The sequence below is a fragment of the Pantoea sp. GM_Pan_4 genome, assembly GCF_026541005.1.
Taxonomy (GTDB): domain Bacteria; phylum Pseudomonadota; class Gammaproteobacteria; order Enterobacterales; family Enterobacteriaceae; genus Pantoea; species Pantoea dispersa.
The window spans coordinates 534,054-559,659 of the sequence record NZ_JALNUZ010000002.1; the positions used below are offsets into that span (position 1 = coordinate 534,054).

Consider the following 25,606-nt stretch of genomic DNA (forward strand, 5'->3'; position numbering starts at 1 on the left):
TCAGGCCACCTGTACCGGCAGCGCTTTAGCGATACGTTTCATCTCGTTATCGCCGTCGAAGTAGGCCACTTTGGGCTGCCAGCTGCGCGCCACTTCATCTTCCACCTGCACATAAGAACAGATGATCAGCAGATCGCCCTGACAGGCACAGCGCGCGGCTGCACCGTTGACCGAAATGATTTTCGAGCCACGCTCGGCGGCAATGGCATAGGTAGAGAAGCGCTGGCCGTTGGTGACGTTATAGATGTCGATGGCTTCGTATTGCAGAATGCCGGAGGCATCAAGAAAATCCTGATCGATGGCGCAGGAGCCTTCATAATGCAAATCCGCCTGCGTCACTTTCACGCGGTGCAGTTTGCCTTGTAATACGGTACGAATCATAGCGTGATACCTTTGTTATACCCGTGCGCGGCCGGTTTCTACCGCGCAGTGTGTAGCGGGTACATGCTGCCCATAAACGACGGCGTTAAACCGTCAGATCCACTTGCTGATTATCAATCAAACGTGCATTGCCGAGCCAGGCAGCCATCAGAATCACTGCGCGCTGGCTGTCGACCGTCAGCGGCTGCAGCGTATCGGCATCGCAGATGGCCAGGCCGTCGGGGCGCAGGCCCTGGTCGCGCAGCGTCTGTTCGGCGTGTTCAATAATCTCATCCACGTGCCGCTCGCCGTTGCTGAGGCGCTGCGCCATGCTGTTCATCACCTGGCTGAGCACCGGCGCCAGCTTGCGTTCATCGGCAGTAAGATAGCCGTTACGTGAGCTGAGCGCGAGACCGTCTTTGGCGCGCACCGTCGGCACGCCAACGATGTCAATGTCAAAGCCCATGTCCGCCACCATCTTGCGGATGATCGCCAGCTGCTGAAAATCCTTCTCGCCAAAACAGGCGATATCCGGCTGCACCAGATTAAACAGCTTGCTGACGATGGTGGCCACGCCGCGGAAATGACCGGGACGGCTGGCACCCTCCAGCAGCGAGGAGAGGCCCGGGACTTCAACAAACGTCTGGCTGTCGAGACCCTGCGGATAGACATCGGCCGGCGCCGGGGCAAAGACCAGGTCGACGCTGTGGCGATTGAGTTTTTCACAATCGTCCTGCAGCGTGCGCGGATAGCGCGCCAGGTCGTCGGCGCGATCAAACTGCATCGGGTTAACGAAGATCGATACCACCACGATATCTGCGCGCTGGCGTGCTTCATCCACCAGCGTCAGATGCCCCTCATGCAGGTTGCCCATAGTGGGCACCAGCGCGATGCGTTTACCTGCCTGGCGCCAGCGTCGAATCTCACGGCGCAGCAGCGGCAGCGTTTCAATGATCAGCACTGCAAATCTCCTGATTTACTGGAAACTGTGTTCGGCAGCAGGGTAGGTGCCTGCTTCAACGTCGGCCATATACTGGCGAATTGCCGCACGAATGTCGCCGGTTTCCGCAAGGAAATTTTTGGCAAATTTTGGAATGTGGCCGCCGGTAATACCAAACGCGTCGTGCATCACCAGAATCTGGCCGTCGGTAACGTTACCGGCACCGATGCCGATCACCGGTACCGACAACGCTTTTGTGACGCGCTCAGCCAGCGCGACAGGTACGCACTCCAGCACCAGCAGCTGCATGCCGGCCGCTTCCAGCGCCAGCGCATCCGCCAGCAGGCGCTCGGCTGCCGCTTCATCGCGCCCCTGCACCTTGTAGCCACCAAAGATATTAACCGACTGCGGCGTCAATCCCAGATGACCACACACCGGCACGGCGCGCTCGGTCAGCATGCGCACGGTCTCTGCCAGCCAGGCGCCGCCTTCCAGTTTTACCAGGTTGGCACCGGCGCGCATCAGCTGCGCAGCACTTTCAAAGGTTTGCTGCGGCGTGGCGTAACTCATAAACGGCAGGTCGGCCATCACCAGCGCGTTAGGCGCACCGCGCCGCACAGCGGCGGTGTGATAAGCAATATCGTCGACTGTCACCGGCAGCGTGGAATCATGGCCCTGCACGGTCATGCCGAGCGAATCGCCAATCAGCAGCAGCGGAATGCCCTGGTCGGCAAACAGGCGCGCGAAGCTGAAATCGTAGGCGGTCAGCGTGGCGAACTTGCGGCCGCTGGCTTTCAGCTGGCGTAAGTGAGAGAGGGTGGTGGGTTTCATCGCAATCTCCAGCATTTTCTGATGCGCGCAGTGTACTGGATTGATTGCAAAGGCGATACGACGGGCGTGCGATTCTGCCGCGTCAGGCGGACCACAAGCGAATGCTGCTGCGGTCCAGCGTCGCCAGAATGCCGGCCAGCGGCTGGCCGTTCGGCAGCCGCAGCGCTGGCGCGATCTCCAGCAGCGGCACCAGCATGAAGGCGCGGTTGTGCATATCGTAGTGCGGCACCGTCAGGCGCGGCGTGTGGATCACTGCATTGCCGAACAGCATAATATCGAGGTCCAGCGTGCGCGGGCCCCAGCGTTCGGCTTTGCGCACCCGGCCATGCTCCAGCTCAATGCGCTGGGTGTGATCGAGCAGCGTTTCTGCGGCCAGTGTGGTCTCCAGCGCCACCACGGCGTTGAGATAATCCGGCTGATCCGGCGGGCCGTAGGGTGGCGTGCGATAAAACGCGGAGGTGGCTACGCGGTGGGTATCGGGAATGGCATCCAGCGCGGCCAGCGCTGCATCAACCTGATGCAGCGGATCGGCGAGATTACTGCCTAAGGCGAGATAGACCCGCGTCATGACGCGCTGTGGTTGCTGTCGCGGCGCGGGCCAGCTGGACGACGGCGCGGACGGCGCGGTTTACGGCGCGGGGCCGGATCGTCACCCAGAGTATTGAGCATGGTTTTCTGCTGTGTCGGCACCGCCGACTGGAACTCGCCCCACCACTGGCTGAGGCGCAACAGCTCGGCGTTGTTCTCGACTTCTGCGCGCAGCGCCAGCAGGTCGTAGGCGGCGCGGAATTTAGGATGCTCCATCAGCTTCCATGCGCGCTTACCGTGACGCCGCGACATGCGCAGCTGCAGCTGCCAGATATCGCGAATCAGCGTGGTGATACGTTTCGGAATCGCCAGCGCACGGCAGGCTTCATCCAGCGTTTCGTTCATGGACAGCGCAAAGGCATCGAAATAGGTCAGGCCGCTCTCCTGCGCAATCTGCTCGGCTGACTCCAGCTGCGGATACCAGAACATCGCTGCAAACAGGAACGCCGGATTCACGCGCATATCGTTATGCAGGCGGGTATCGGTGTTTTTCAGCACCTGGGCCAGCATGCGCTCCATCGGGCTGTCGCCCTGTTCGGTGAAGTTGCGCGCCAGCGTCGGGAACAGCGGCTGGAACAGCTGGTATTCGCGCATCATCAGATAGGTGCGATAACCGTAACCGGCCTGCAGCAGCTTCAGCGACTCTTCAAACAGGCGCGCCGGCGGAATGTCATTCAGCAGCGTGGCGAGGCGGGGAATCGGCTCGGCGGTTTCTGCCGCAATGCTCATATCCAGCTTGGCGGCGAAGCGCACCACGCGCAGCATACGCACCGGATCTTCGCGGTAGCGCGTTTCCGGATCGCCAATCATGCGGATGATGCCTTCCTGCAGATCCTGCAGGCCACCGACGTAATCGCGCACGGTGAAATCAGCCACGCTGTAATAGAGGCTGTTGATGGTTAAATCGCGGCGCTGCGCATCATCTTCAATGTTGCCAAAAATGTTGTCGCGCAGCAGCATGCCGTTCTGACCGCGCTGCGAACCGTTGCGATCGTCGACGCTCTCTTCCTGATGGTGGCCGCGGAACGTGGCGACTTCGATCACTTCCGGACCGAACATCACATGCGCCAGACGGAAGCGACGCCCGACCAGGCGACAGTTGCGGAATAGCTTACGCATCTGCTCCGGCGTGGCGTTGGTGGTCACGTCAAAGTCTTTCGGCTTTTTACCCAGCAGCAAATCGCGCACGCCGCCGCCGACCAGATAGGCTTCGTATCCGGCTTTGTTCAGGCGATACAGCACTTTGAGAGCGTTTTCGCTGATATCTTTGCGTGAGATATTGTGGCTTTCCCGGGGGATAACGGTCATCAGACTTACGGTTTCCACCTCTTCAGGGGCCTCCTCATCACGCTTGAGGACTCTCCGGCAAAAATTAGCGACTCGGGTAAAAATGGGACACCTCGACAGTGAGAAAATGGGTGTGAATAAAATCAGCGGCTAATCATAGCCTGTTGCGAACCATTTAGGAATGGCGTTGTCGCCTCATCCGGTTGTTGCGCATCATGCCGCGGAATCGATGCGCTATCCCAGTGTGTAATGGCATGGTCCAGCAGCGCCTCCAGCCCATGGTCCTGCCAGCCTGGCAAAACCCACTGCCCCAGGAAGCTCAGCGCCTGCACCAGCACCGGTCGCGGATCGCCGTCCGGTAAGGCCGGCGCGTGGTTCTGCTTCGACAATTTATTACCGTCCGGGTTAATTGCCAGCGGCAGATGCAGATAAGCCGGCACCGGCCAGCCAAACTGCTGATACAGCGCAATCTGGCGCACCGTTGGTTCAATCAAATCCGCACCGCGCACAATCTCCGTCACGCCCTGAAAATGGTCATCGACCACCACCGCAAGGTTATAGGCGAACAGGCCGTCACGACGGTGAATAATAAAGTCTTCCTGCGCCAGACGCGGCTCCGCCTGCAGATGGCCGCGCAGGCGATCGTCAAAACCGTACACCGGCGCATGCTGACGCAGCCGCAGCGCGGCGCCGGCCGGCGGCAGATGTAAATCGCGGCAGTGACCGTCGTAAAAGCCGCCCAGCTGCTGAATGCGGCTGCGCGGGCAGGTACAGAAGTAGCTTCGACGATGTTCGCGCAGCCAACTCAGCGCCGCGCGATAAGCCTCGTGGCGCTGCGACTGCCACAGCACGTCGCCGTCCCAGTGCAGCCCATAATGGGTCAGCTGACGCAGGATGCGCGTTGCGGCACCGGCGACTTCACGTGGCGGATCAATATCTTCAATGCGCACAAGCCAGCGGCCCTGCTGCGCACGCGCGCTCAGGTAGCTGCCTAATGCGGCTATCAGCGAACCGAAATGAAGATCACCGGAAGGAGAGGGGGCGAAACGCCCGATGCAGGGAAGCGTGGCGGACATCATGCTGTGGTACACCGCACGGCGGGAAAACAGTGGTTTTCCCGGCTGTGCGGCGACAGTCTGTTAACGGCCATTAGCCTGCCATCTGCTTCTCGCGGATTTCTGCCAGCGTTTTGCAGTCAATGCAGAGATCGGCGGTCGGACGCGCTTCGAGACGGCGGATACCAATTTCGACCCCACAGGATTCGCAGTAGCCAAAGTCGTCGTCTTCCACTTTCTTGAGCGTTTTCTCAATCTTTTTAATGAGTTTGCGCTCACGATCGCGGTTACGCAGCTCCAGGCTGAATTCCTCTTCCTGGGCGGCACGGTCAACCGGATCCGGGAAGTTGGCAGCTTCGTCCTGCATATGCGACACAGTACGGTCTACTTCATCCCTGAGTTGGTTGCGCCAGGCTTCCAGAATCTTGCGGAAATGGCTCAGCTGGGCGTCATTCATATACTCTTCGCCCGGTTTCTCCTGATACGGCTCCACCCCAGCGATGGCGAGGATACTCAGGGACGATGTTTTACGGTTTTGCCCTTCTTGCATGTTGTTTCTCCTGGATAACACGCACTACCCGTTCTGTTTCAGATTGCGAAAGCCTTTGCCTGCAACCCGACGCATGCGGGGCATATCGATTCCCATCAGGGAAAAAAACAGGCCGCTATAAATAGCAGAAGCAATCAAGGTTGGCAATTATTCATGAACGCACCTTGACAAGCCTGTGAGGAACAGCGTATTTAGCGCACCGCTCAGAACATTCTTATCACAGCAAATAACGTTAAATATTACAACTGTGCGTTAATCGTTACCGTTAACGGCCGGGTAAGTAACATTTCTGCCGGTGAAATCTGAGCCTGATACGCCAACACTTCCACACCGCAGCGCTGCGCCTGTACCAGTAGTTCTGCGTATTGCGCATCGATATGGTGCGCCGGGGAAACGTCCTCAATCCCCGTGTGCAGAACAGCAAACAACAAAACGGCCCGGTGGCCTTCTGCCGCGATAGTGCTTAATTCGCGCAGATGTTTCTGTCCACGAGCCGTCACCGCATCCGGAAAATAGCCTTTACCATTTTGTAAAAGGGTGACGGACTTGACTTCAATATAGCAGTTGGCTTTGCCCTCCGCTTGCAACAGGAAGTCAATTCGGCTTTTTTCCGTGCCGTATTTCACCTCAGCCTGGCAGTGGCTATAAGCGGATAATTCCGGAATTGCATCGCGCAGCAGCGCCTCGCGCACCAGTTGGTTGGCGCGCAGGGTGTTGACGCAAATCCAGTGGCCCTGCGCGGTTTGCGTTATTTCCCAGCTATGCGGATATTTGCGCGTCGCGCTGGCCGAGGTGGAGTACCACACCGTGTCGCCTGGCGTGGCGCAGCCGGTCATCGCGCCGGTATTAGCGCAGTGCAGGGTAAAGGTGTCTCCTTCCGGCGTAATGACATCGGCTAAAAAACGTTTATAGCGGGTGATTAAGCGGGCTGATTGTAACGGCGGATCGAACTGCATTTATGCTCCTGTGGCAGATAACAGTGGCCAGCGCGCCAGCCGGCGATAGCGCGTGCGTCCCTGCGTGAAGCTGGACGCAAACAGCGCAAAATGGCTCACCTCAACGCGCCAGTGAAAACCGCGCGGCGGCAGCGCCACGGCCTGCGCAGCGTGGCGCAGCAGGGTAATGTGGGGATGGAACGGCTGCGTACTCTGCGCACAACCATGGCGCGCGGCCTGGGCGCGCAGCAGGTTGGCCAGCTGCAGTAAACCGCGCGGCGCGCGCTGGCAGCCAAGCCACACCACGCCGGGACGCGGCCAGTGACCGGCGTCATCGAGATCCAGCGTAAAGCCCGGCTGGCGGATGCGTGCCGCCAGCTGCTGCAGCTGGCCCGCTGTTTCCGTGCTGACCTCACCAAGAAACGCCAGCGTCAGGTGCAGATTCGCCGCCGCCACCGGTTTACCCGCATCTGCGGCGAAGCAATCGGCCCGCCATTGCACCAGCTGTTGCTGGAGGGCATCAGGCAATTCGAGGGCAAAAAACAGTCGTTGCGTGGCCATGCTGAACTCCGGTAATTGGCGCCGGGTGGTGTACAATGCGCGCCATCTTAGCACAGGCAGAGTGGGAGTTGAGTGTGAGTGAGTTACCGGTAAGCGAGGTACTGCCTGCATTGCTGGCCGCGCTGGCGCAGTCGCCACAGGTGCTGCTGGCGGCCCCGACCGGCGCCGGGAAATCCACCTGGCTGCCGCTACAGCTGCTGCAACAGGCGCAGCTGTCAGGGCAAATCATCATGCTGGAGCCGCGCCGGCTGGCGGCACGCAACGTGGCACAGCGGCTGGCGGAACAGCTGGGTGAACAGCCAGGCGAGACGGTAGGTTATCGGCTGCGCGGGGAAAACTGCAGCAGCGCAGCGACGCGTCTGCTGGTGGTCACCGAAGGCATTCTGACGCGCATGCTGCAACGCGATCCGCTGCTGGAGGGCGTATCGCTGGTGATCCTCGACGAATTCCATGAGCGCAGCCTGCAGGCTGACCTGGCGCTGGCGCTGCTGCTTGATGTGCAGCAGGGATTGCGCGACGACCTGAAAATTCTGCTGATGTCGGCAACGCTGGATAATCAGCAGCTACGCAAGCTATTGCCCGACGCGCCGTTTATTGCGTCACAGGGGCGCAGCTTTCCGGTGATCCGACGTTACGCTTCGCTCAATCCGCAGCAGCGGTTTGAAGAGGCAGTGGCGCGCGAGGTGGCACAGTTGCTGCGGGATGAGCCCGGTTCGCTGCTGCTGTTTCTGCCCGGCGTGGCGGAGATTGAACGGGTGAAGCGTGAACTGGCGTCGCGCGTCAGTGATGAGGTGGATTTATCTCCTTTATATGGTGCGCTGTCGCTGGAGGCGCAGCGGCGGGCCATCCTGCCGGCCGCGCCGGGCCGGCGTAAAGTGGTGCTCGCCACCAATATCGCCGAGACCAGCCTGACGATTGAAGGCATCCGCCTGGTGGTGGACAGCGCGCTGGAGCGCGCGGCGCAGTTTGACGTGCGCAGCGGCGTGACGCGTTTGCTGACCCAGCGCATCAGCCAGGCATCGATGACGCAGCGCGCTGGCCGCGCCGGTCGCCTGGCGCCGGGGATCTGCCTGCATCTGCTGCCGCAGGAGCAGGCGCTGCGTGCGGCGGCGCAGAGTGAGCCGGAGATACTCACCAGCGATCTGGCCTCGCTGCAGCTGGATTTACTGCAGTGGGGCTGTCAGGACGCGGCTCAGCTGCAATGGCTGGATAGTCCACCGGCGCGCAGCCTGCAGGCGGCACGTCAACAGCTGCAGCGGCTCGGCGCGCTGGATAGCGAAGGGCGGCTCAGCGCGCGCGGCCGTAAAATGGCGCAGCTCGGCAGCGATCCACGTCTCACGGCGATGCTGTGCGCCGCCGGCGACGATGTGCACGCCATCGCCAGCGCGGCGCTGCTGGTGGCGATTCTGGAGGATCCGCCGCGCAGCGGCAGTGTCGATCTGCGTGATGCGCTCAACCAGCCACAGCCGCAGTGGCTGCGGCGCGCGCGCCACTGGCAGCAGCGCCTGAATGCAGGTCAGGGGCGCGTTGACGCCGATCGCTTCCCGGCGCTGCTGGCCGCCGGATTTGCTGACCGGCTGGCGCAGCGTCGCGGTCACAGCGCGCGCTATCAGCTCGCCAATGGTATCGGCGCAATGCTGGATGAGCACGACGGCCTGAGCCGCTATGAGTGGCTGATTGCACCGAGCCTGCTGCAGGGGGCCAGCAGCGCCGATGCACGCATGCTGCTGACGCTGCCGGTAGAGATGGATGCGTTACGCCAGCAGTGCCCGCAGCTGGTGGAGCAGCGCACCGATGTGGACTGGGATGAAGACAAAGGCACGCTGCGCGCGTGGAAGCGGGAAGCGATTGGTGCCCTGATCCTGCGGGCCCAGCCGCAGGCGCGGCCCGAGCCGGAGATCCTGCATCCGGCGATGCTGCGCTGGATCCGCGAAAAAGGGCTGGCGGTGCTCGGCTGGACGCCAGAGGCAGAGCAGCTACGTGTGCGCTTGCAGTGCGCCGCGCAGTGGCTGCCGGAAGAGGCGTGGCCGACGCTGGATGATGACACATTGCTGGCCTCGCTGGAGCACTGGCTGCTGCCGGAGATGGGCGCAGTACGCGATTTGAAAGGGCTGCAGAGCGTTAATCTTGTCAGCGCTTTATTACATTTGCTGACATGGTCACAGCGGCAGCGGCTGGATACTGTGCTGCCAACTCATTACACTGTGCCGACCGGAAGTCGCCTGCCGATTCGCTACGACACGGAAAAGCCCCCCGCGCTGGCGGTGCGTATGCAGGAGATGTTTGGCGAGGCGCAGAACCCGGCGGTTGCCGATGGGCGCGTTCCGCTGGTGCTGGAGCTGCTTTCGCCGGCGCACCGTCCGCTGCAGATCACCCGCGACCTCGCGGCGTTCTGGCGCGGTGCGTATCCTGAAGTGCAGAAAGAGATGAAAGGGCGCTATCCCAAACATCCGTGGCCGGACGATCCGGCCAGCGCCTTGCCGACGAGGCGCACCAAAAAATATTCCTCGTAGCCCGCAGTGGATCGAATTCAGAGGGTTCTGCCATGCGCGGCACGAGAAAGCAGTTAGAGTAGCGGCGCTGCCGTAGCTATGCCTGGAGAAAACAAAGCATGTCTGGGAACGATCGCGAACCTATTGGGCGCAAAGGAAAAGCGCCAAAGCCGCCGCGTAACGTTACGCGCCGGGGTCGCCGCAGGGAGCCTGAAGATGATATCGATCAGGACGATTTTGACGAAGATGATGAGGAGAGTGCGCCGGTGCCACCCAAAGGTAAAGGAAAACGACCCGCGCGTGGCAAACGCCGCTGGTTAGGCTGGTTGATTAAACTCTTCCTGGTGTTTGTCGTGGTGATGGCCGCCTGGGGCGTCTATCTCGATTCGGAAATCCGCAGCCGCATTGACGGTAAAGTGTGGCAGCTGCCAGCGGCCGTGTACGGGCGCATGGTCAGCCTCGAACCGGGCATGGCTTACGACAAGAAAGAGATGATTGCGCTGCTGGAAGGCACGCAGTATCGCGAAGTGTCGCGTATTACCCGTCCGGGTGAGTTCAGCGTGAAAGGCAACACTATCGACCTGCTGCGCCGTCCGTTTGATTTTCCGGACAGCAAAGAGGGCCAGATTAACGCGCGTCTCACCTTCAGCAACAACGAGCTGAGCGAGATTAAAAACCTCGATACCGGACGCGACTTTGGCTTCTTCCGTCTCGATCCGCGGCTGATCACCATGTTGCAGTCGCCAAACGGCGAGCAGCGTCTGTTTGTGCCGCGCGCCGGGTTCCCGGATCTGCTGGTCGATACGCTGATCGCCACCGAGGACCGCCACTTCTACGAGCATGACGGCATCAGCCCGTACTCGATTGGTCGCGCCTTCCTCGCCAATATCACCGCCGGTAAAGCGGTGCAGGGCGGCAGTACGCTGACGCAGCAGCTGGTGAAAAACCTGTTCCTCACCAACGAACGCTCGCTGTGGCGTAAAGCGCGTGAAGCCTACATGGCGGTGATCATGGATGCGCGCTACAGCAAAGATCGCATTCTTGAGCTCTACCTGAACGAGGTGTATCTCGGCCAGGCGGGCAACGACCAAATCCGCGGCTTCCCGCTGGCCAGCCTGTACTACTTTGGCCGCCCGGTGGACGAACTGAGCCTTGATCAGCAGGCGATGCTGGTCGGCATGGTTAAAGGTGCGTCGCTGTACAATCCGTGGCGTAATCCGCAGCTGGCGCTGGAGCGACGTAACCTGGTGCTGCGTCTGCTGCAACAGCAGAAAGTGATCGACCAGGAGCTATACGACATGCTGTCGGCGCGGCCGCTTGGCGTCCAGCCGAAAGGCGGGGTAATCACGCCGCAGCCGGCGTTTATGCAGATGGTGCGTAATGAGCTGCAGGCGAAGCTGGGCGATAAGGTCAAAGACCTCTCCGGCGTGAAGATTTTCACCACGCTCGATCCGATTTCGCAGGATGCGGCGGAAAAAGCGGTTGAAGACGGCATTCCCACGCTGAAGAAACAGCGCGGGCTGAAAGATCTGGAAACCGCGATGGTGGTGGTCGACCGCTTCAGTGGTGAAGTACGCGCCATGGTCGGCGGTGCCGATCCGCAGTTTGCCGGCTATAACCGCGCGCTGCAGGCGCGTCGCTCGATTGGCTCACTGGCAAAACCGGCGACCTATCTGACCGCCCTCAGCCAGCCAAACAGCTATCGCCTGAACAGCTGGATCGCCGACGAGCCGATCGCGCTGAAACAGCCAAACGGTTCGGTGTGGAAGCCGATGAACGACGATCGTCGCTTCAGCGGTAAAGTGATGCTGGTGGATGCGTTAACTAACTCGATGAACGTGCCAACCGTTAACCTCGGTATGACGCTGGGACTCGACGCGGTAGTGGATACCTGGACCAAACTGGGCGTGCCAAAAGATCAGCTGCATCCGGTACCGGCGATGCTGCTGGGGGCGCTTAACCTGACGCCGATTGAAGTGGCGCAGGCGTTCCAGTCAATTGCCAGCGGCGGTAACCGCGCTGCGCTGTCGGCGGTGCGCTCGGTGATTGCGGAAGATGGCACGGTGCTGTATCAGAGCTTCCCGCAGGCGCAGCGCGTTGAGCCGGCGCAGGCGGCGTATCTGACGCTGTATACCATGCAGCAGGTGGCCGATCACGGTACGGCGCGGGCGCTGGGCGCACGCTTCCCGGGTGCGCATCTGGCGGCGAAAACCGGTACCACCAATGACCTGATCGACAGCTGGTTTGCCGGTATTGATGGCAAAGAAGTGGCGATCACCTGGGTTGGCCGCGACAACAACCAGACCTCGAAGCTGTACGGTGCCAGTGGTGCGATGCAGATCTATCGTCGCTACCTCGACAACCAGGCGCCGATGCCACTGGTCCTGACGCCACCGGAAGATATCACTCAGATGAATATCGACTCGGCCGGTAACTTTGTCTGCGGCAGCGGCAGCAGCACATGGCGTTCGCTGCCGGTGTGGGCGCTGGATCCGAACGCGCTGTGCCAGCAGCAACAGCAGCAGATTCAGCAGCAGCAACAGCAAGAGCAGCAACAACAGCAACAACAACAACAGCCGCAGGGCGAGCAGAAGGACTCTGACGGCGTCGCGGGCTGGATTAAAGATATGTTTGGCAGTAAATAAGCCATCCGGCACTGCACCGGCTTTATACCTTCAGAGCCTGTGCGGTGCCGGCGTTTTACCACCACGTGGCGGTGCCAGATACATGGCGGCGCTCCAGCCTGAGTCTTGCATAAAAGCTGAATTTAACTCCCTCTGGCGCTGCGGCGCCTTTTTCTTTGCCCGCCATTTTTTTAGCCGCGATCATGGATATGTGCGATCCGCTGGCAAACTCACCGCCAGCAGGCATTACATCTTGCGGTGCTTGCCGGGTTTCGCCTAAAATCCGTGCGTCTAATAATCATTCTCGTTTCCATTCGCCTGCATTGTTCTATTTTCATGAGATCCCACTATGAATGCGCGAAACACTTTTCCTTGTTCTCTGCGCGCGGTGACCACCCGTCGACCGCTCGCGTTATTGATTTCCCTGACTCTGGGCACACTCAGCATGCAGGCGCTGGCCGAAGATACCGTGGTGGTGACGGCTGATGGCGGCAGCGGCGTCGCGCAGGAGAGCGCATGGGGACCGTCGCCGACCATCGCCGCTAAACACAGCGCGACCGGCACCAAAACCGATACGCCAATTGAGAAGAATCCGCAGTCGGTGTCGGTGGTGACGCAGGAAGAGATGTCAATGCATGCGGTGACCAGCGTCAAAGGTGCGTTCAATTACACGCCAGGCGTGCTGACCGGTAACCGCGGCAGCTCGGACGTTATCGACGCGCTGTCGATTCGCGGCTTCAGCGAAACCAACACCAACCAGTATCTGGATGGCCTGAAGCTGCAGGGTGACAACTACTCCGAATTCGCTATCGATCCTTACTTCCTCGAGCGCGCGGAGCTGCTGCGCGGTCCGGTTTCGGTGCTATACGGTAAGAGCAACCCGGGCGGTGTGGTGTCACTGGTGAGCAAGCGGCCGACCCAGGAGACGCTGCGTGAAGTCCAGTTCCAGATGGGCACCGACAACCTGTTCTCCACCGGCTTCGATTTTGGCGGCTCACTGGATGATGACGGCGTTTACAGCTATCGCCTGACCGGCCTGGCGCGCAGCGCCGATGCGCAACAGGAGATGAACAAAGAGAAGCGCTATACCCTTGCGCCTTCGTTCAGCTGGCGTCCCGATGCCAATACCCGCTTTGACCTGCTGACCTACTTCCAGAACGAACCGGAAACCGGCTATTACGGCTGGCTGCCGCGCGAAGGCACCGTGGTGGGCATCACCCGGCCGGACGGCAGCAGCTATAAGCTGCCCACCAATTTTGATGAAGGCGAAGACAGCAATAAGATCTCGCGCAACACCAAAATGGTTGGCTACAACTTTGAGCACAGCTTTAACGATACCTGGACGGTGCGCCAGAATCTGCGCTATGCCGAAATGCAGACCGATTATCGCAGTATTTATGGCTTCGGTTATAACCCTGAGAATCAACTGATTACCCGTAATGCCGCATTCTCAAAAGAAAAACTCAACCAGTTTGCCGTGGATACGCAAGCGCAGGCTAAATTCGCAACCGGTGATTTAGCCCATACGTTACTGCTGGGCGTTGATTTTCAGCGCACCCGTAACGATATTGATGGTCAGTTCGGCACCGCCACCGGCCTGAGTCCATTCAATCCGCAATATGGCAACGACAGCTACACCCCTTATGACGATCCTTATCAGCGTTTGAACCAGCAACGCCAGACCGGTCTGTACGCGCAGGATCAAATGGAGTGGAACCGCTGGGTGCTGACGCTCGGTGGCCGCTACGACTACGCGATGAACTCCGTTACCGACCGCGTAGCGCAGAGCGTTGATCGCCAGAACGATCAGGCCTTTACCTGGCGTGGTGGCGTTAACTATGTGTTCGATAATGGCATTGCACCTTATTTCAGTTACAGCGAAGCGTTTATTCCTAATGCTGGCGCAACATGGGGCGGCGAAGCGTTTGATCCGTCACGCGCTAAACAATATGAAGCGGGCGTAAAATACGTTCCCAAAGATCGTCCGATTGTCATGACGGCGGCGGTCTATCAGCTGACCAAAACGAAGAACCTGACGGCCGATCCCGATGCAAGCCATCAATTTGCCAGCGTGCAAAGCGGTGAAATCCGCTCCCGTGGCGTCGAGCTGGAAGCCAAAGCGGCGCTTAACGCCAACATCAACCTGACGGCGGCTTACTCTTATACCGATGCGGAATACACCGAAGACACCTTGCTGAAAGGCCGTACGCCGGTGCAGGTGCCGAAGCATATGGCTTCGCTGTGGGGTGATTACACCTTCCACGAAACCGCACTGTCGGGCTTCACCGTGGGTGCCGGGGTGCGCTACGTGGGTGAAAGCAAAGGCCTGTACGCCAGCGGCCCAAATGCCAACCAGAACTTTGACGTCGCCGCGTACACCACTGTAGATGCCGCACTGAAATACGATCTGGGCCGCTTCGGCTTGCCGGGCTCAACCGTGGGCGTCAACATCAACAACCTGTTCGATCGCGAATACGTTGCCAGCTGCTACCGCGACTACGCCTGCTACTGGGGCGCAGAGCGCCAGATCGTCGGTACCGCCACCTTCCGCTTCTGATACTGAACACAGGGCGCTGCGGCGCCCGTTAACAGGGATTATCATGCAGCATCCGCACCACGCAGAAACCACCTTTTCACTGGAAAACGTCAGCTTCCGTGTGCCCGGCCGCACGCTGCTGCATCCGCTGTCGCTGACTTTCGCCCCGGGCAAAGTCACCGCGCTGATCGGGCATAACGGTTCCGGTAAATCCACGCTGCTGAAGATGCTCGGCCGTCACCATGCCGCCAGCGAAGGGCGCGTGATGCTGAACGGTGAAGCGGTTGATACCTGGAGCAGTAAAGCTTTTGCACGTCAGGTAGCCTATCTGCCGCAGCAGCTGCCCGCGGCAGAGGGCATGACGGTGCGCGAGCTGGTGGCGATTGGGCGCTATCCGTGGCACGGTGCGCTGGGGCGCTACGGCCAGGAAGATCGCGATCGGGTAGACGAGGCGATTGCGCTGGTTGGACTGAAACCCTTCGCCGGGCGGCTGGTGGACAGCCTGTCCGGCGGCGAGCGGCAGCGTGCGTGGCTGGCGATGCTGGTGGCGCAGAACAGCCGCTGCCTGCTGCTGGACGAACCCACGTCGGCGCTGGATATCGCCCATCAGGTTGATGTGCTGGCGCTGATTCAGCGCCTCAGCCACGAACGCGGCCTGACGGTGATAGCGGTACTGCACGATCTCAACATGGCGGCTCGCTACTGTGACCAGCTGGTGGCGCTGCGCGCGGGCGAAGTGATCGCGCAAGGCGGACCGGAAGCGATTATGCAGGCCGGGGTGCTGGGTGATATTTATGGCATTCCGATGGGCATTCTGCCGCATCCGCAGGGCGGCGCGCCCGTCAGCTTTGTCTACTGAGGCCTCGTGATGTTCGACCTTTCCCGTCGCCGTCTGCTGACCGCGCTGGCGCTCTCACCGCTGATGAACCTTGCACCGCTGCGCGCCGCGCCGCCGGACAGCCAGCGCATCCTGGCGCTGGAGTGGCTGCCGGTGGAGTTGCTGATGGCGCTCGGCGTCGCCCCGCTCGGCGTGGCCGATCTGCATAACTACGCCATCTGGGTGGGTGACCCGGTCTTGCCGGCCGGCACCCTCGATCTCGGCTTACGCACCGAACCCAATCTGGAACTGATGACCCAGCTGGCACCGTCGCTGATCCTGCACTCCAACGGTTACGGCCCGGCGGTCGACAAGCTGGAGCGCATTGCGCCGACGATGGGCTTTGACCTCAACAGCGGCGATGGCAAACCGTTCACCACCGCGCGCACATCGCTGCATGCGCTGGGTGCCCGGCTTGGCCTTGAAGCGCAGGCACAGGCCCATTTGCACTGGGTGGATGGTGAAGTGGCTGCCGCGCGTGAGCGGTTACGTCCGTGGGCGCAGCGTCCGCTGCTGCTGATGTCGCTGATGGATCCGCGTCACGCCATTACCTTCGGTAAAGGCAGCCTGTTCCTCGAGGTGATGGAGCAGCTTGGCCTGCGCAATGCCTGGCAGGGCGAAACCAACTTCTGGGGCAGTGCGGTGGTCGGGCTGGAGCGGCTGGCGGAGGTCGGTGACGTTGAGGTGATCTGTTTCGATCATGATAACGAACGCGATATGCAGCAGGTGACGCAAAGCGCACTGTGGCAGGCGCTGCCGTTTGTCCGTTCCGGCCGTTTCCGGCGGGTGCCGGCGGTGTGGTACTACGGCGCCACTTACTCAGCCATCAAATTTATTCGCGTGCTGGAACGCGCGCTGGAGTCGCACTGATGCGCAACCGTCTGTTTCCCGTCGCGCTGCTCAGCGTGCTCAGTTTACTGGCGCTGGCGCTCACGTTTATCAACCTGCGCCAGGCGCTGCCATTGGCGCAGTGGCAGCAGGCGATGTTCGCGCCGGATATCGATAACATCCGTCAGGTGGTGTTCCACTACAGCCTGCTGTCGCGGCTGGCGCTGGCGCTGCTGGTCGGGGCCGGACTTGGCCTCGCGGGCCTGCTGTTTCAGCAGGTGCTGCGCAATCCGCTGGCGGAGCCGACCACGCTGGGCGTCTCTTCCGGCGCGCAGCTTGGCCTGACCGTCGCCACTCTGTGGCAGCTGCCGGGCGGGGAGCTGACGCAGCAGTTTGCTGCGATGGGCGGGGCGGTGCTGGTCGGCGTGCTGGTGTTTGGTATCGCCTGGGGCAAGCGTCTGTCGCCGGTGACGCTGATCCTGGCCGGTCTGGTACTGAGTCTGTACGCCGGCGCGGTTAATCAAATCTTTGCCATCTTCAATCACGATCAGCTGCAAAACATGTTTCTGTGGAGCACCGGCGCGCTGAACCAGCTCGACGGCCACAACGTGGCGCTGCTGTGGCCGCGCCTGCTGCTGGCGTTCGCACTGGCGCTGGCGCTGTTGCGTCCGCTGACGTTGATGGGGCTGGATGATGGCGTGGCAAAAAACCTCGGTCTGGCGCTGTCGGCGGCGCGCATTGCCGCGCTGGCGCTGGCGATCCTGCTCAGTGCGCAGCTGGTTAACGTCGCCGGTATCATCGGCTTTATCGGGCTGTTCGCGCCGCTGCTGGCGAAGATGCTGGGGGCGCGTCGTCTGCTGAGCCGCTTGCTGCTGGCGCCGCTGATTGGCGCACTTCTGCTGTGGCTGGCCGATCAGTGCGTGCTGTGGCTGACTGCGCACTGGCGTGAAGTGTCAACCGGGACGGCTACCGCGCTGATTGGCGTGCCGATTCTGCTGTGGCTGCTGCCGCGTCTGCGCACGGGCTCGCTGCCGCCGGCGATGAATGCTGGCGACACAGTGCCGCAGGAGCGGCAGGCCGTGCTGCGCTGGTGTCTGGCGGGCGTGATGATTCTGGCGCTGTGCAGTCTGGCGAGCATTGCGTTTGGGCGCGACGCACACGGCTGGACGTGGGTCAGCGGCGATATGCTGCAACAGCTGCTGCCGTGGCGCGTGCCGCGCGTGCTGGCGGCGCTGGTGGTCGGCACGATGCTGGGCGTCGCCGGGGTGCTGATTCAGCGCCTGACCGGTAATCCGATGGCCAGTCCGGAAGTGCTGGGCATCAGCTCCGGAGCGGCCTGCGGGGTGGTGGTGATGCTGTTCTTTGTGCCCGGCAACGCGGTCGCCTGGCTGCTGCCGGCCGGCGTGCTGGGTGCCGCGCTGACGCTGCTGGTGATTATGCTGGTGGCCAGCCGCGGCGGTTTTGCACCGGAACGCATGCTGCTGGCCGGAATGGCGCTGAACAGTGCGTTTGTCACGTTACTGATGGTGTTGCTGGCGAGCGGCGATCCGCGCATGGCCGGGCTGCTGAGCTGGATTTCCGGTTCGACGTACAACATCTCAATGACGCAGGCGCTGCAGAGTGCTGTCGTGGGCATGATACTGGTGGCGCTGGCACCGCTGGCCAGCCGCTGGCTGACGCTGCTGCCGCTCGGCAGTGCCACGGCGCGCTCAGCCGGCATGGCGCTGAACCGATCGCGCTTCGGCCTGCTGTTGCTGGCGGCCGCGCTGACCGCCACCGCGACGCTCACTATCGGTCCGCTGAGTTTTATTGGCCTGATGGCACCACATATTGTGCGCATGCTCGGCTTCCGTCGCGCGCTGCCGCAATTGCTGATGGCTGGCCTGCTCGGCGGGGGCCTGCTGGTGTTCGCCGACTGGTGCGGCCGCATGCTGGCCTTCCCGGATCAAATCCCGGCGGGTCTGATGGCGACCTTCTTCGGCGCGCCGTATTTTATCTGGCTGCTAAGGCGCGCTTAGTGAAGCGGGGCGCTATGAATGGCGCCCCGGCAGGTTTACAGCTGCGCGAAGCAGCGGCGGGCGGCATCGACGGTGCGCTGAATATCTTCCTGGCTGTGCGCCAGTGACATAAAGCCGGCCTCATAAGCCGATGGCGCGAGGTAAACACCTTCCTGCAGCATCAGATGGAAGAAACGCTTAAAGCGCTCCACATCGCACTTTGTTACGTCGGCGTAGCAGGTCACGCTGTCGGCGTCGGTGAAGAAAATACCGAACATGCCACCGACGTGGTTCACCACCAGAGGGATATTTTCCGCCTCAGCTGCCGCCAGCAGGCCAGCACACAGCTGGTCGGTGAGCGCGGTTAAGGTCGCATGGGTGCCAGGCTGCGCAATCTGCGACAGGCAGGCAAAACCGGCGGCCATGGCAATCGGGTTGCCGGACAGCGTGCCCGCCTGATACACCGGGCCGGTGGGAGCCAGCGCGGCCATCACTTCGCGGCGGCCGCCAAAGGCACCAACCGGCATACCGCCGCCGATGATCTTGCCGAGACAGGTCAGGTCTGGCGTAACGTCGTAATACGCCTGGGCACCGCCCAGCGCCACGCGGAAGCCGGTCATCACTTCATCAATAATCAGCAGCGCGCCAAACTCATCGCACAGCGCACGCAGGCCCGGCAGGAATTCCGGCTGCGGCGGGATACAGTTCATGTTGCCTGCCACCGGTTCGACGATAATACAGGCGATCTCTTGCGGATACTGCTCAAACGCCGCGCGCACCGAGTCGAGATCGTTATAGGTGCAGGTCAGGGTGTGACGGGCGAAATCCGCCGGCACGCCCGGCGAGTTGGGCTGGCCGAGGGTCAGCGCACCGGAACCGGCTTTCACCAGCAGGCAGTCAGCATGGCCGTGGTAGCAGCCCTCAAATTTGATGATCTTGTCACGCTGGGTGAAACCGCGCGCCAGGCGGATGGCGCTCATGGTGGCTTCGGTGCCGGAGTTAACCATCCGCACCATATCCATGCTTGGCACCAGCTCGCACACCAGCTCGGCCATCTTCACTTCCATCTCGGTCGGCGCGCCAAAACTCAGGCCACGCGCGGCGGCTTCGATCACCGCATTGCGAATGGTGGCGTTATTGTGGCCCAGCACCATCGGTCCCCAGGAGCCGACGTAATCGATATAGGCTTTGCCATCGGCATCATACAGATAGGCACCGTCGGCGCGTTCGATGAACAGCGGCACGCCGCCCACGCCGGTAAAGGCACGCACCGGGGAGTTCACGCCGCCCGGGATCAGGCGTTGTGCTTCGGCATACAGGTTTTCTGACTTACTCATGGTTCGGCTCCTGCTGTTCTGGAAAAAATCTGGCGCCATTCTACGGAAGAGCGGCCGGTGAAGAAAGGCGCGCGGCCGCTTGCGCCTGCGACATTGCTATACTTTATGCCATAACTGGCGGCACACAGTGTCAAGGGCGCTACTTGATTGCACTGGACGGCTGGCAGATAATAGCGAAATTGAGGTCGTTTTCTGACCTGGACGTTTACCCGGAGTAAAAGATGAGTGACGACGTAGCCGCGCTGCCTCTGCAGTTCACCGATGCAGCAGCGAAAAAAGTAAAAAACCTGATTGCGGATGAAGAGAATCCGGCGCTGAAACTGCGCGTATATATCACCGGCGGGGGCTGCAGTGGCTTCCAGTATGGTTTTACTTTTGACGATCAAATGAATGACGGCGACATGACCATCGAGAAGCAGGGTGTGGCGCTGGTGGTTGACCCGATGAGCCTGCAGTATCTGGTGGGTGGATCGGTTGACTACACCGAGGGTCTGGAAGGTTCACGCTTTATCGTGACCAATCCCAACGCCAAAACCACCTGCGGCTGCGGCTCCTCTTTCAGCATCTGATGCTGGGCTGGCTGCCGTTCTGGCAGCCATGATTTACCACTCAATCGTCACCAGGCGTGCCGTTTCACGGCGCAACGCATCGCGGTTCAGTACGCTTTGTGTCACGCGCGGCTGCGCGCTGAAATGCCGGCCACAGTCAACAGACGGCAGCGTCTGCTCACTCGGGCGTGAGATATCGCAGCGGGAGAAAATCGTTAGCGAGACGGCGATAGAGCCCGTGGTGGTTGCCGCACCGATCGGTGCAGCCACGATCAGCCCTATGGCCAGCAGCAGCGCTCTGGTCATGGTGAAATCCTGGTGATGTCAAAAGTGCGCTACGCGCTAAAAGGGCACAGAGCATACGTGGCCGCTGTGCCTTGTCATTTGATTTTCGACATGAATCGTCGAATCTTTAGTCTGGTAATGCTTTATTTTTCGTCGGATGTAAAGCTTCGCACAATTGTTTTGCCGCCAGCAGCAGGCGCGGACCCGGCCGGCTCAGCCAGTCATCGTTAAGCGCAATCACCGGCACGTTAAGCTGCGGCTGCCAGAAGCGCGCGACGCTGGCGGCGCGGCTGGCATCACCGCCAGTGACAATCGCCTGCGGATGCCGCGTCAGCACCTGCTCCCGGCTCACCTGAGGCCAGCTCACGCTGCTGTCAGCAAAGATATTGCGACCGCCGCACAGGGTGATGACCTCATTCTGCAGCGTGCTGCGCGCGGCGGTAAACAGCGGCTGCTGGCCAAACTGCAGAAACAGCGGCACCGGCGTTTGCTGCTGATAGCGCTGACGCAGCGTCTGCAGCTGCTGGTGTAACGCCTGTGCGGCCGCGGTAGCCCGCTGGGGCTGTGGGCTCCAGCGCTGCAGCGCCGCCAGCGCGTCAATCATCTGGTCGAGTGATTGCGGATCGATCCATTCCACATGGATGCCCAGACGCTGCAGCTGCTCCACCTGGCGCAGCGGATTGCCACCGCGCCAGGCCAGCACCACATCCGGCCTGAGCTGCACAATGCGTTCAACGCGAATGCCCTGCCAGTTCGCCACCTGCTCCAGCTGGCGAGCAGCAGCGGGATAGTCTGACCACGCGCTCACCGCCACCGGCGTGATGCCGGCGGCAAACGCCAGTTCAGTGAGATGCGGCGACAGGGTAATGACGCGCGGTGCGGCCAGCAGATTGTGGCACAGCAGCCACAACCCGAGCAGCAGATATTTAGCCACGCGCCAGCTGAGCCAGCAGGTTTTCCACCATCAGCGACGACTGTTTAGCCGCCACGCTGAGGAACTCTTCGAAACTCAGATGCGACGCTTTATCGGCCACGTCAGAAATAGCGCGTACCACCACGAACGGCACCTTAAACTGATGGCAAACGTGACCAATCGCCGTGGCTTCCATCTCTACCGCAATCGCCTGCGGGAAGGTGCTGCGGATACGCTCCAGCGGTGCGGCGCCATTAATAAAGGCGTCACCGCTGACCACCAGACCGCGCACCGCGTTGAGATCCAGCTGTTTGATCACCTGCTCTGCGGCGGCAATCAGCGCGCTGTCCGCGACAAACGCCGCCGGGCAGCCCGCCATCTGACCAGGCTCATAGCCAAAAGCGGTGACATCGGCATCGTGATAACGCACTTCGTCGGACACCACGATATCGCCCACCTGCAGGGTTGGCGCCAGACCGCCAGCGGAACCGGTGTTGATCACCAGATCCGGTTTGCACAGCTCCAGCAGCAGCGTGGTACCGAGCGCCGCCGCGGTTTTGCCGATGCCCGATTTCAGCAGAGCCACCTCAACGCCGTTGAGCGTACCGGTGTAAATTTCGCAGCCGGCCAGCGTCAGCGTCTGACGGTTTTCAATTTTGTCACGCAGCAGTGTGACTTCCTGCTCCATCGCGCCAATAATGCCTGCTTTCATAAAGAATCTCGCTGTAGTTATGGATGTATAAGGCTAAAGTGAGGCATAGTCTAACATGGCTCAATGGGGATCAATTCAGGAAAAATAAGGGGTAACAATGGCGACGATCAATTTCAGGAAGAAGATCAGTTTCACCCGCCCTTATACCAGTCGCAAAGATCCCGAAGGCGAATACTTTATTACCCGCCACTTTGAAAGCGATCGTGGACGCATTATTAATTCTGCCGCGATTCGCCGTCTGCAACAAAAAACCCAGGTGTTTCCGCTGGAGCGGAATGCGGCCGTGCGCTCGCGCCTGACCCATTCGCTTGAGGTGCAGCAAACCGGGCGTTACATCACCAAAGAGATTCTGCATACGCTGAAAACCCAGGGCGGCGGGCTGGCGGCTTACGGCCTCGATGGCTTTGAGGGCGCGGTCGAGAGCCTGGTGGAGATGGCCTGCCTGCTGCACGACGTCGGCAACCCGCCGTTTGGCCATTTTGGTGAAGCGGCGATCAATGACTGGTTTGATGACAACCTGCCGGCCGAACTGGTGGATCCGCTGGTGGCGGGCGTGGCGGATGACGCGCAGCGTGCCGATTTCGACCGGTTAAATGCAATGATTCGTCAGGATTTGTGCCATTTCGAAGGGAATGCGCAGGCCATTCGGCTGGTGCATACCCTGCTGCAGCTAAATCTTAGCTATGCGCAGGTAGCGTGTATTTTAAAATACACCGCGCCGGCGTGGTGGCAGGGCGATAAGCCGGCGGAGTTCAGCGTATTAATGAAAAAGCCGGGTTTCTATTTATCCGAACGTGAATATGTGGCCGATCTTCGCGCGGCAACGGATATACCTGAGCACCATCGTTATCCGCTGACCTGGATAATGGAAGCGGCTGACGATATCTCCTATTGTATTGCCGACCTTGATGACGCCGTAGAAAAAGACATCTTCACCGTCGATACGCTCTATCATTCTTTGCTCAACGCCTGGGGCCCGGTGAAACCTGGCGACGCGTTTAGCCGCACCATTAATGAAGCGTGGAAAGAGGCCAATCAGAAAAAGCGTCGCAGTATTAGCGATCAGTTTTTCATGTCGCTGCGGGTTAACGTCCAGAGCGTGCTGGTCAGCCATGCGGTGCGCCGCTTTGTTGATAATTTACCTGCCATTTTTGCCGGCAACTTTAACCATGCGCTACTGGAAGACGACGGTGATGAAGGGCGCCTGTTAAAATTATTTAAAACCGTGGCGCGCCAGCAGGTGTTTAATCACCCTGAAGTTGAGCAGCTGGAATTACAGGGTTATCGGGTCATTAAAGGATTACTGGAAATTTATCAGTCGCTGATGCAGCTCGATTATGAACAGTTTACCACGTTAATGAATGAGGATTTTCTCGCGAAACATCCGATCGAAACCCGACTGTTTCATAAACTTTCCGGTAAACATCGTAAAGCTTATCAGCAACAGATGCGTAACCTGGTGGTGCAGCATAAATATCAGCGATTGTTATGGGAACGTTATTATCGCTCGCGGCTGATTCAGGACTATATCAGCGGGATGACGGACAATTACGCCTGGGATGAGTATCGTCGGTTGATGGCGGTGGAATAAGCGCAGTTTTGTAAAGACGAAGAATAAATTTTTACCTTTGCCCAATACTTTATCAGGAACTTCGCGCTAAAAACTTAATCTCATCATCACGACCACAGCAATGGTCTGCACGTTAATTTCAGAGAGACACAGACGAATGAAAAAAAGCACATTAATGTTAAGTGCGCTGGCGCTTAGTCTGGGCATGGCGTTAAGCCCTGTCAGTGTTTTCGCGGCGGAGACAGCGTCTTCCTCCAGTCAGCAACTGCCCAGCCTGGCACCCATGCTGGAAAAAGTGATGCCTTCCGTGGTCAGTATCAGCGTGGAAGGCAGCACCACGGTGAAAACCCCGCGCATGCCGCAGCAGTTCCAGCAATTCTTTGGCGATAATTCCCCGTTCTGTCAGGACGGATCGCCGTTCCAGGGTTCACCCATGTGCCAGGGCGGCGGCGGTGACGGTAGCGACGATGGCGCCAACGCGCAGAAGCAGCAGTTCCGCGCGCTCGGTTCCGGAGTAATCATCAACGCCGACAAAGGCTATGTGGTTACCAACAACCACGTGGTGGATAACGCCACCAAAATTCAGGTACAGCTGAGCGATGGCCGTCGCTACGATGCTAAGGTCATCGGCAAAGACCCGCAGTCTGACATCGCGCTGATCCAGCTGCAGGATGCGAAAAACCTGACGGCAATTAAGATCGCAGACTCCGACAATCTGCGCGTCGGTGATTACACCGTGGCCATCGGTAACCCGTACGGCCTGGGCGAAACGGTCACGTCCGGCATCGTCTCGGCGCTGGGGCGCAGCGGCCTTAACGTCGAAAATTACGAAAACTTTATCCAGACCGATGCCGCCATCAACCGCGGCAACTCCGGCGGTGCGCTGGTTAACCTGAACGGCGAGCTGATCGGTATTAACACCGCGATCCTCGCACCGGACGGTGGCAACATCGGTATCGGCTTTGCCATCCCGAGTTCCATGGTGAAAAACCTGACCGCGCAGATGGTGGAGTATGGCCAGGTGAAACGCGGCGAGTTGGGCATTATGGGCACCGAGCTCAACTCCGAGCTGGCTAAAGCGATGAAAGTGGATGCGCAGCGCGGCGCCTTTGTCAGCCAGGTGCTGCCAAACTCCGCGGCGGCGAAAGCCGGCGTGAAAGCGGGCGATGTGGTGGTCTCTATGAACGGTAAAGCGCTGACCAGCTTTGCGGCGCTACGTGCGGAAGTCGGCTCGCTGCCGGTCGGCACCAAACTGCAGCTGGGCCTGCTGCGCGACGGCAAACCGCTGAACGTGACGGTTGAGCTGCAGCAGAGCTCACAGGATAAAGTGCAGTCCGCGACGATTTACACCGGCATTGAAGGTGCCGATCTCAGCAACATCGACAGCAATGGCCAGAAGGGTGTGCGCGTTGACAGCGTGAAAGCCGGCAGCGCTGCGGCACGTATCGGCCTGAAGAAAGGCGATGTGATCCTCGGTGTGAACCAGCAGGCGGTAAGCAACCTTGGCGAGCTGCGTAAAATCCTCGACACCAAACCGTCGGTGCTGGCGCTCAACGTCAAGCGCGGCGACAGCAGCCTCTATCTGCTGATGCAGTAATCCTTTTATTGGTCTCTCAGGCGAGCTTCGGCTCGCCTTTTTATTGCCTGTATGCTGCTGCGCCCCCAGTCATCTGTGCCTTCCCAGTGTGACCGCTGCCGCAATTCCGGTAATCGCCCTGCGGCTATGTGCAGTTGCACAATGCCAGGGGGAATCGGGATGCGTATTCTGTCGGTTCGTCCC

22 protein-coding genes are annotated in these 25,606 nt (G+C 60.2%); 9 read left to right on the forward strand and 13 right to left on the reverse strand.

Annotation, left to right across the window (positions count from 1 at the left end; translation table 11 throughout):
• The 9 genes from panD to thpR form a co-directional block, all read right to left on the reverse strand.
• Complete coding sequence (panD, locus tag OXR61_RS08490) at positions 1-381, reverse strand: aspartate 1-decarboxylase (RefSeq protein ID WP_021507518.1); 381 nt, start codon at positions 379-381, stop codon at positions 1-3.
• A gap of 85 nt (positions 382-466) precedes the next feature.
• The gene (gene panC / locus OXR61_RS08495; RefSeq protein ID WP_021507517.1) at positions 467-1,321 is read right to left on the reverse strand and encodes a pantoate--beta-alanine ligase; all 855 of its coding nucleotides are present in this window, start codon (positions 1,319-1,321) and stop codon (positions 467-469) included.
• Positions 1,322-1,336: 15 nt separating this feature from the next.
• Positions 1,337-2,131 (reverse strand): 3-methyl-2-oxobutanoate hydroxymethyltransferase, encoded by a 795-nt coding sequence (gene panB, locus OXR61_RS08500; RefSeq protein WP_021507516.1) that lies wholly within the window; start codon positions 2,129-2,131, stop codon positions 1,337-1,339.
• An 82-nt stretch (positions 2,132-2,213) separates the two neighbouring features.
• Entirely contained in the window at positions 2,214-2,699 is a 486-nt protein-coding gene (gene folK / locus OXR61_RS08505) for a 2-amino-4-hydroxy-6-hydroxymethyldihydropteridine diphosphokinase (protein WP_021507515.1), read from the reverse strand.
• The gene (gene pcnB, locus OXR61_RS08510) at positions 2,696-4,111 is read right to left on the reverse strand and encodes a polynucleotide adenylyltransferase PcnB (RefSeq protein WP_206099480.1); all 1,416 of its coding nucleotides are present in this window, start codon (positions 4,109-4,111) and stop codon (positions 2,696-2,698) included. Before pcnB ends, folK begins: the two co-directional genes overlap by 4 nt.
• Before the next feature lie 38 nt (positions 4,112-4,149).
• Positions 4,150-5,082 carry a tRNA glutamyl-Q(34) synthetase GluQRS gene (gluQRS, locus tag OXR61_RS08515; RefSeq protein WP_040679710.1) on the reverse strand — a complete coding sequence of 311 codons (933 nt, stop codon included), beginning with the start codon at positions 5,080-5,082 and terminating at the stop codon, positions 4,150-4,152.
• Positions 5,083-5,155: 73 nt separating this feature from the next.
• On the reverse strand, positions 5,156-5,611 hold the full coding sequence (dksA, locus tag OXR61_RS08520; RefSeq protein WP_021507512.1) for an RNA polymerase-binding protein DksA: 456 nt from the start codon (positions 5,609-5,611) through the stop codon (positions 5,156-5,158).
• A gap of 239 nt (positions 5,612-5,850) precedes the next feature.
• Positions 5,851-6,567, reverse strand: a complete 717-nt coding sequence (gene sfsA / locus OXR61_RS08525; protein WP_021507511.1) for a DNA/RNA nuclease SfsA — start codon at positions 6,565-6,567, stop codon at positions 5,851-5,853.
• Complete coding sequence (gene thpR, locus OXR61_RS08530) at positions 6,568-7,107, reverse strand: RNA 2',3'-cyclic phosphodiesterase (protein WP_021507510.1); 540 nt, start codon at positions 7,105-7,107, stop codon at positions 6,568-6,570.
• A gap of 35 nt (positions 7,108-7,142) precedes the next feature.
• On the opposite strand from thpR, the gene hrpB reads away from it, so the two are divergent.
• The 6 genes from hrpB to fhuB all read left to right on the forward strand — a co-directional run bounded on the left by hrpB (position 7,143) and on the right by fhuB (position 18,482).
• Complete coding sequence (gene hrpB, locus OXR61_RS08535) at positions 7,143-9,620, forward strand: ATP-dependent helicase HrpB (protein WP_267411732.1); 2,478 nt, start codon at positions 7,143-7,145, stop codon at positions 9,618-9,620.
• Between the two features lie 98 nt (positions 9,621-9,718).
• Positions 9,719-12,244, forward strand: coding sequence for a bifunctional glycosyl transferase/transpeptidase (mrcB, locus tag OXR61_RS08540; RefSeq protein WP_021507508.1), 2,526 nt, complete (start codon positions 9,719-9,721; stop codon positions 12,242-12,244).
• Between the two features lie 328 nt (positions 12,245-12,572).
• Positions 12,573-14,780 (forward strand): ferrichrome porin FhuA, encoded by a 2,208-nt coding sequence (fhuA, locus tag OXR61_RS08545; protein WP_031279694.1) that lies wholly within the window; start codon positions 12,573-12,575, stop codon positions 14,778-14,780.
• Positions 14,781-14,823: 43 nt separating this feature from the next.
• The gene (gene fhuC / locus OXR61_RS08550; RefSeq protein WP_021507505.1) at positions 14,824-15,618 is read left to right on the forward strand and encodes a Fe3+-hydroxamate ABC transporter ATP-binding protein FhuC; all 795 of its coding nucleotides are present in this window, start codon (positions 14,824-14,826) and stop codon (positions 15,616-15,618) included.
• Between the two features lie 9 nt (positions 15,619-15,627).
• Complete coding sequence (fhuD, locus tag OXR61_RS08555) at positions 15,628-16,506, forward strand: Fe(3+)-hydroxamate ABC transporter substrate-binding protein FhuD (protein ID WP_021507504.1); 879 nt, start codon at positions 15,628-15,630, stop codon at positions 16,504-16,506.
• Entirely contained in the window at positions 16,506-18,482 is a 1,977-nt protein-coding gene (fhuB, locus tag OXR61_RS08560; RefSeq protein WP_021507503.1) for a Fe(3+)-hydroxamate ABC transporter permease FhuB, read from the forward strand. Before fhuD ends, fhuB begins: the two co-directional genes overlap by 1 nt.
• 35 nt (positions 18,483-18,517) lie before the next feature.
• Here the strand turns inward: fhuB and hemL are convergent, their stop codons facing one another.
• Complete coding sequence (hemL, locus tag OXR61_RS08565) at positions 18,518-19,798, reverse strand: glutamate-1-semialdehyde 2,1-aminomutase (protein ID WP_021507502.1); 1,281 nt, start codon at positions 19,796-19,798, stop codon at positions 18,518-18,520.
• 221 nt (positions 19,799-20,019) lie between these two features.
• Between hemL and erpA the strand changes: the two genes are divergently transcribed.
• Positions 20,020-20,367 carry an iron-sulfur cluster insertion protein ErpA gene (gene erpA / locus OXR61_RS08570; RefSeq protein ID WP_021507501.1) on the forward strand — a complete coding sequence of 116 codons (348 nt, stop codon included), beginning with the start codon at positions 20,020-20,022 and terminating at the stop codon, positions 20,365-20,367.
• Positions 20,368-20,400: 33 nt separating this feature from the next.
• On the opposite strand, the gene OXR61_RS08575 is transcribed toward erpA, so the two are convergent.
• The 3 genes from OXR61_RS08575 to mtnN form a co-directional block, all read right to left on the reverse strand.
• Entirely contained in the window at positions 20,401-20,652 is a 252-nt protein-coding gene (locus OXR61_RS08575) for a hypothetical protein (RefSeq protein WP_021507500.1), read from the reverse strand.
• Between the two features lie 106 nt (positions 20,653-20,758).
• Positions 20,759-21,565: a vitamin B12 ABC transporter substrate-binding protein BtuF gene (gene btuF / locus OXR61_RS08580; RefSeq protein WP_021507499.1), complete on the reverse strand. Its 807-nt coding sequence runs from the start codon at positions 21,563-21,565 to the stop codon at positions 20,759-20,761.
• Complete coding sequence (gene mtnN, locus OXR61_RS08585) at positions 21,558-22,256, reverse strand: 5'-methylthioadenosine/S-adenosylhomocysteine nucleosidase (protein WP_021507498.1); 699 nt, start codon at positions 22,254-22,256, stop codon at positions 21,558-21,560. The genes btuF and mtnN overlap by 8 nt, the downstream gene beginning before the upstream one ends.
• Positions 22,257-22,353: 97 nt before the next feature.
• On the opposite strand from mtnN, the gene dgt reads away from it, so the two are divergent.
• Both dgt and degP read left to right on the forward strand, forming a co-directional pair.
• On the forward strand, positions 22,354-23,847 hold the full coding sequence (gene dgt, locus OXR61_RS08590) for a dGTPase (RefSeq protein WP_021507497.1): 1,494 nt from the start codon (positions 22,354-22,356) through the stop codon (positions 23,845-23,847).
• Positions 23,848-23,983: 136 nt separating this feature from the next.
• Positions 23,984-25,423, forward strand: a complete 1,440-nt coding sequence (gene degP / locus OXR61_RS08595) for a serine endoprotease DegP (protein WP_031279693.1) — start codon at positions 23,984-23,986, stop codon at positions 25,421-25,423.
• The last annotated feature ends 183 nt before the right edge of the window (positions 25,424-25,606 follow it).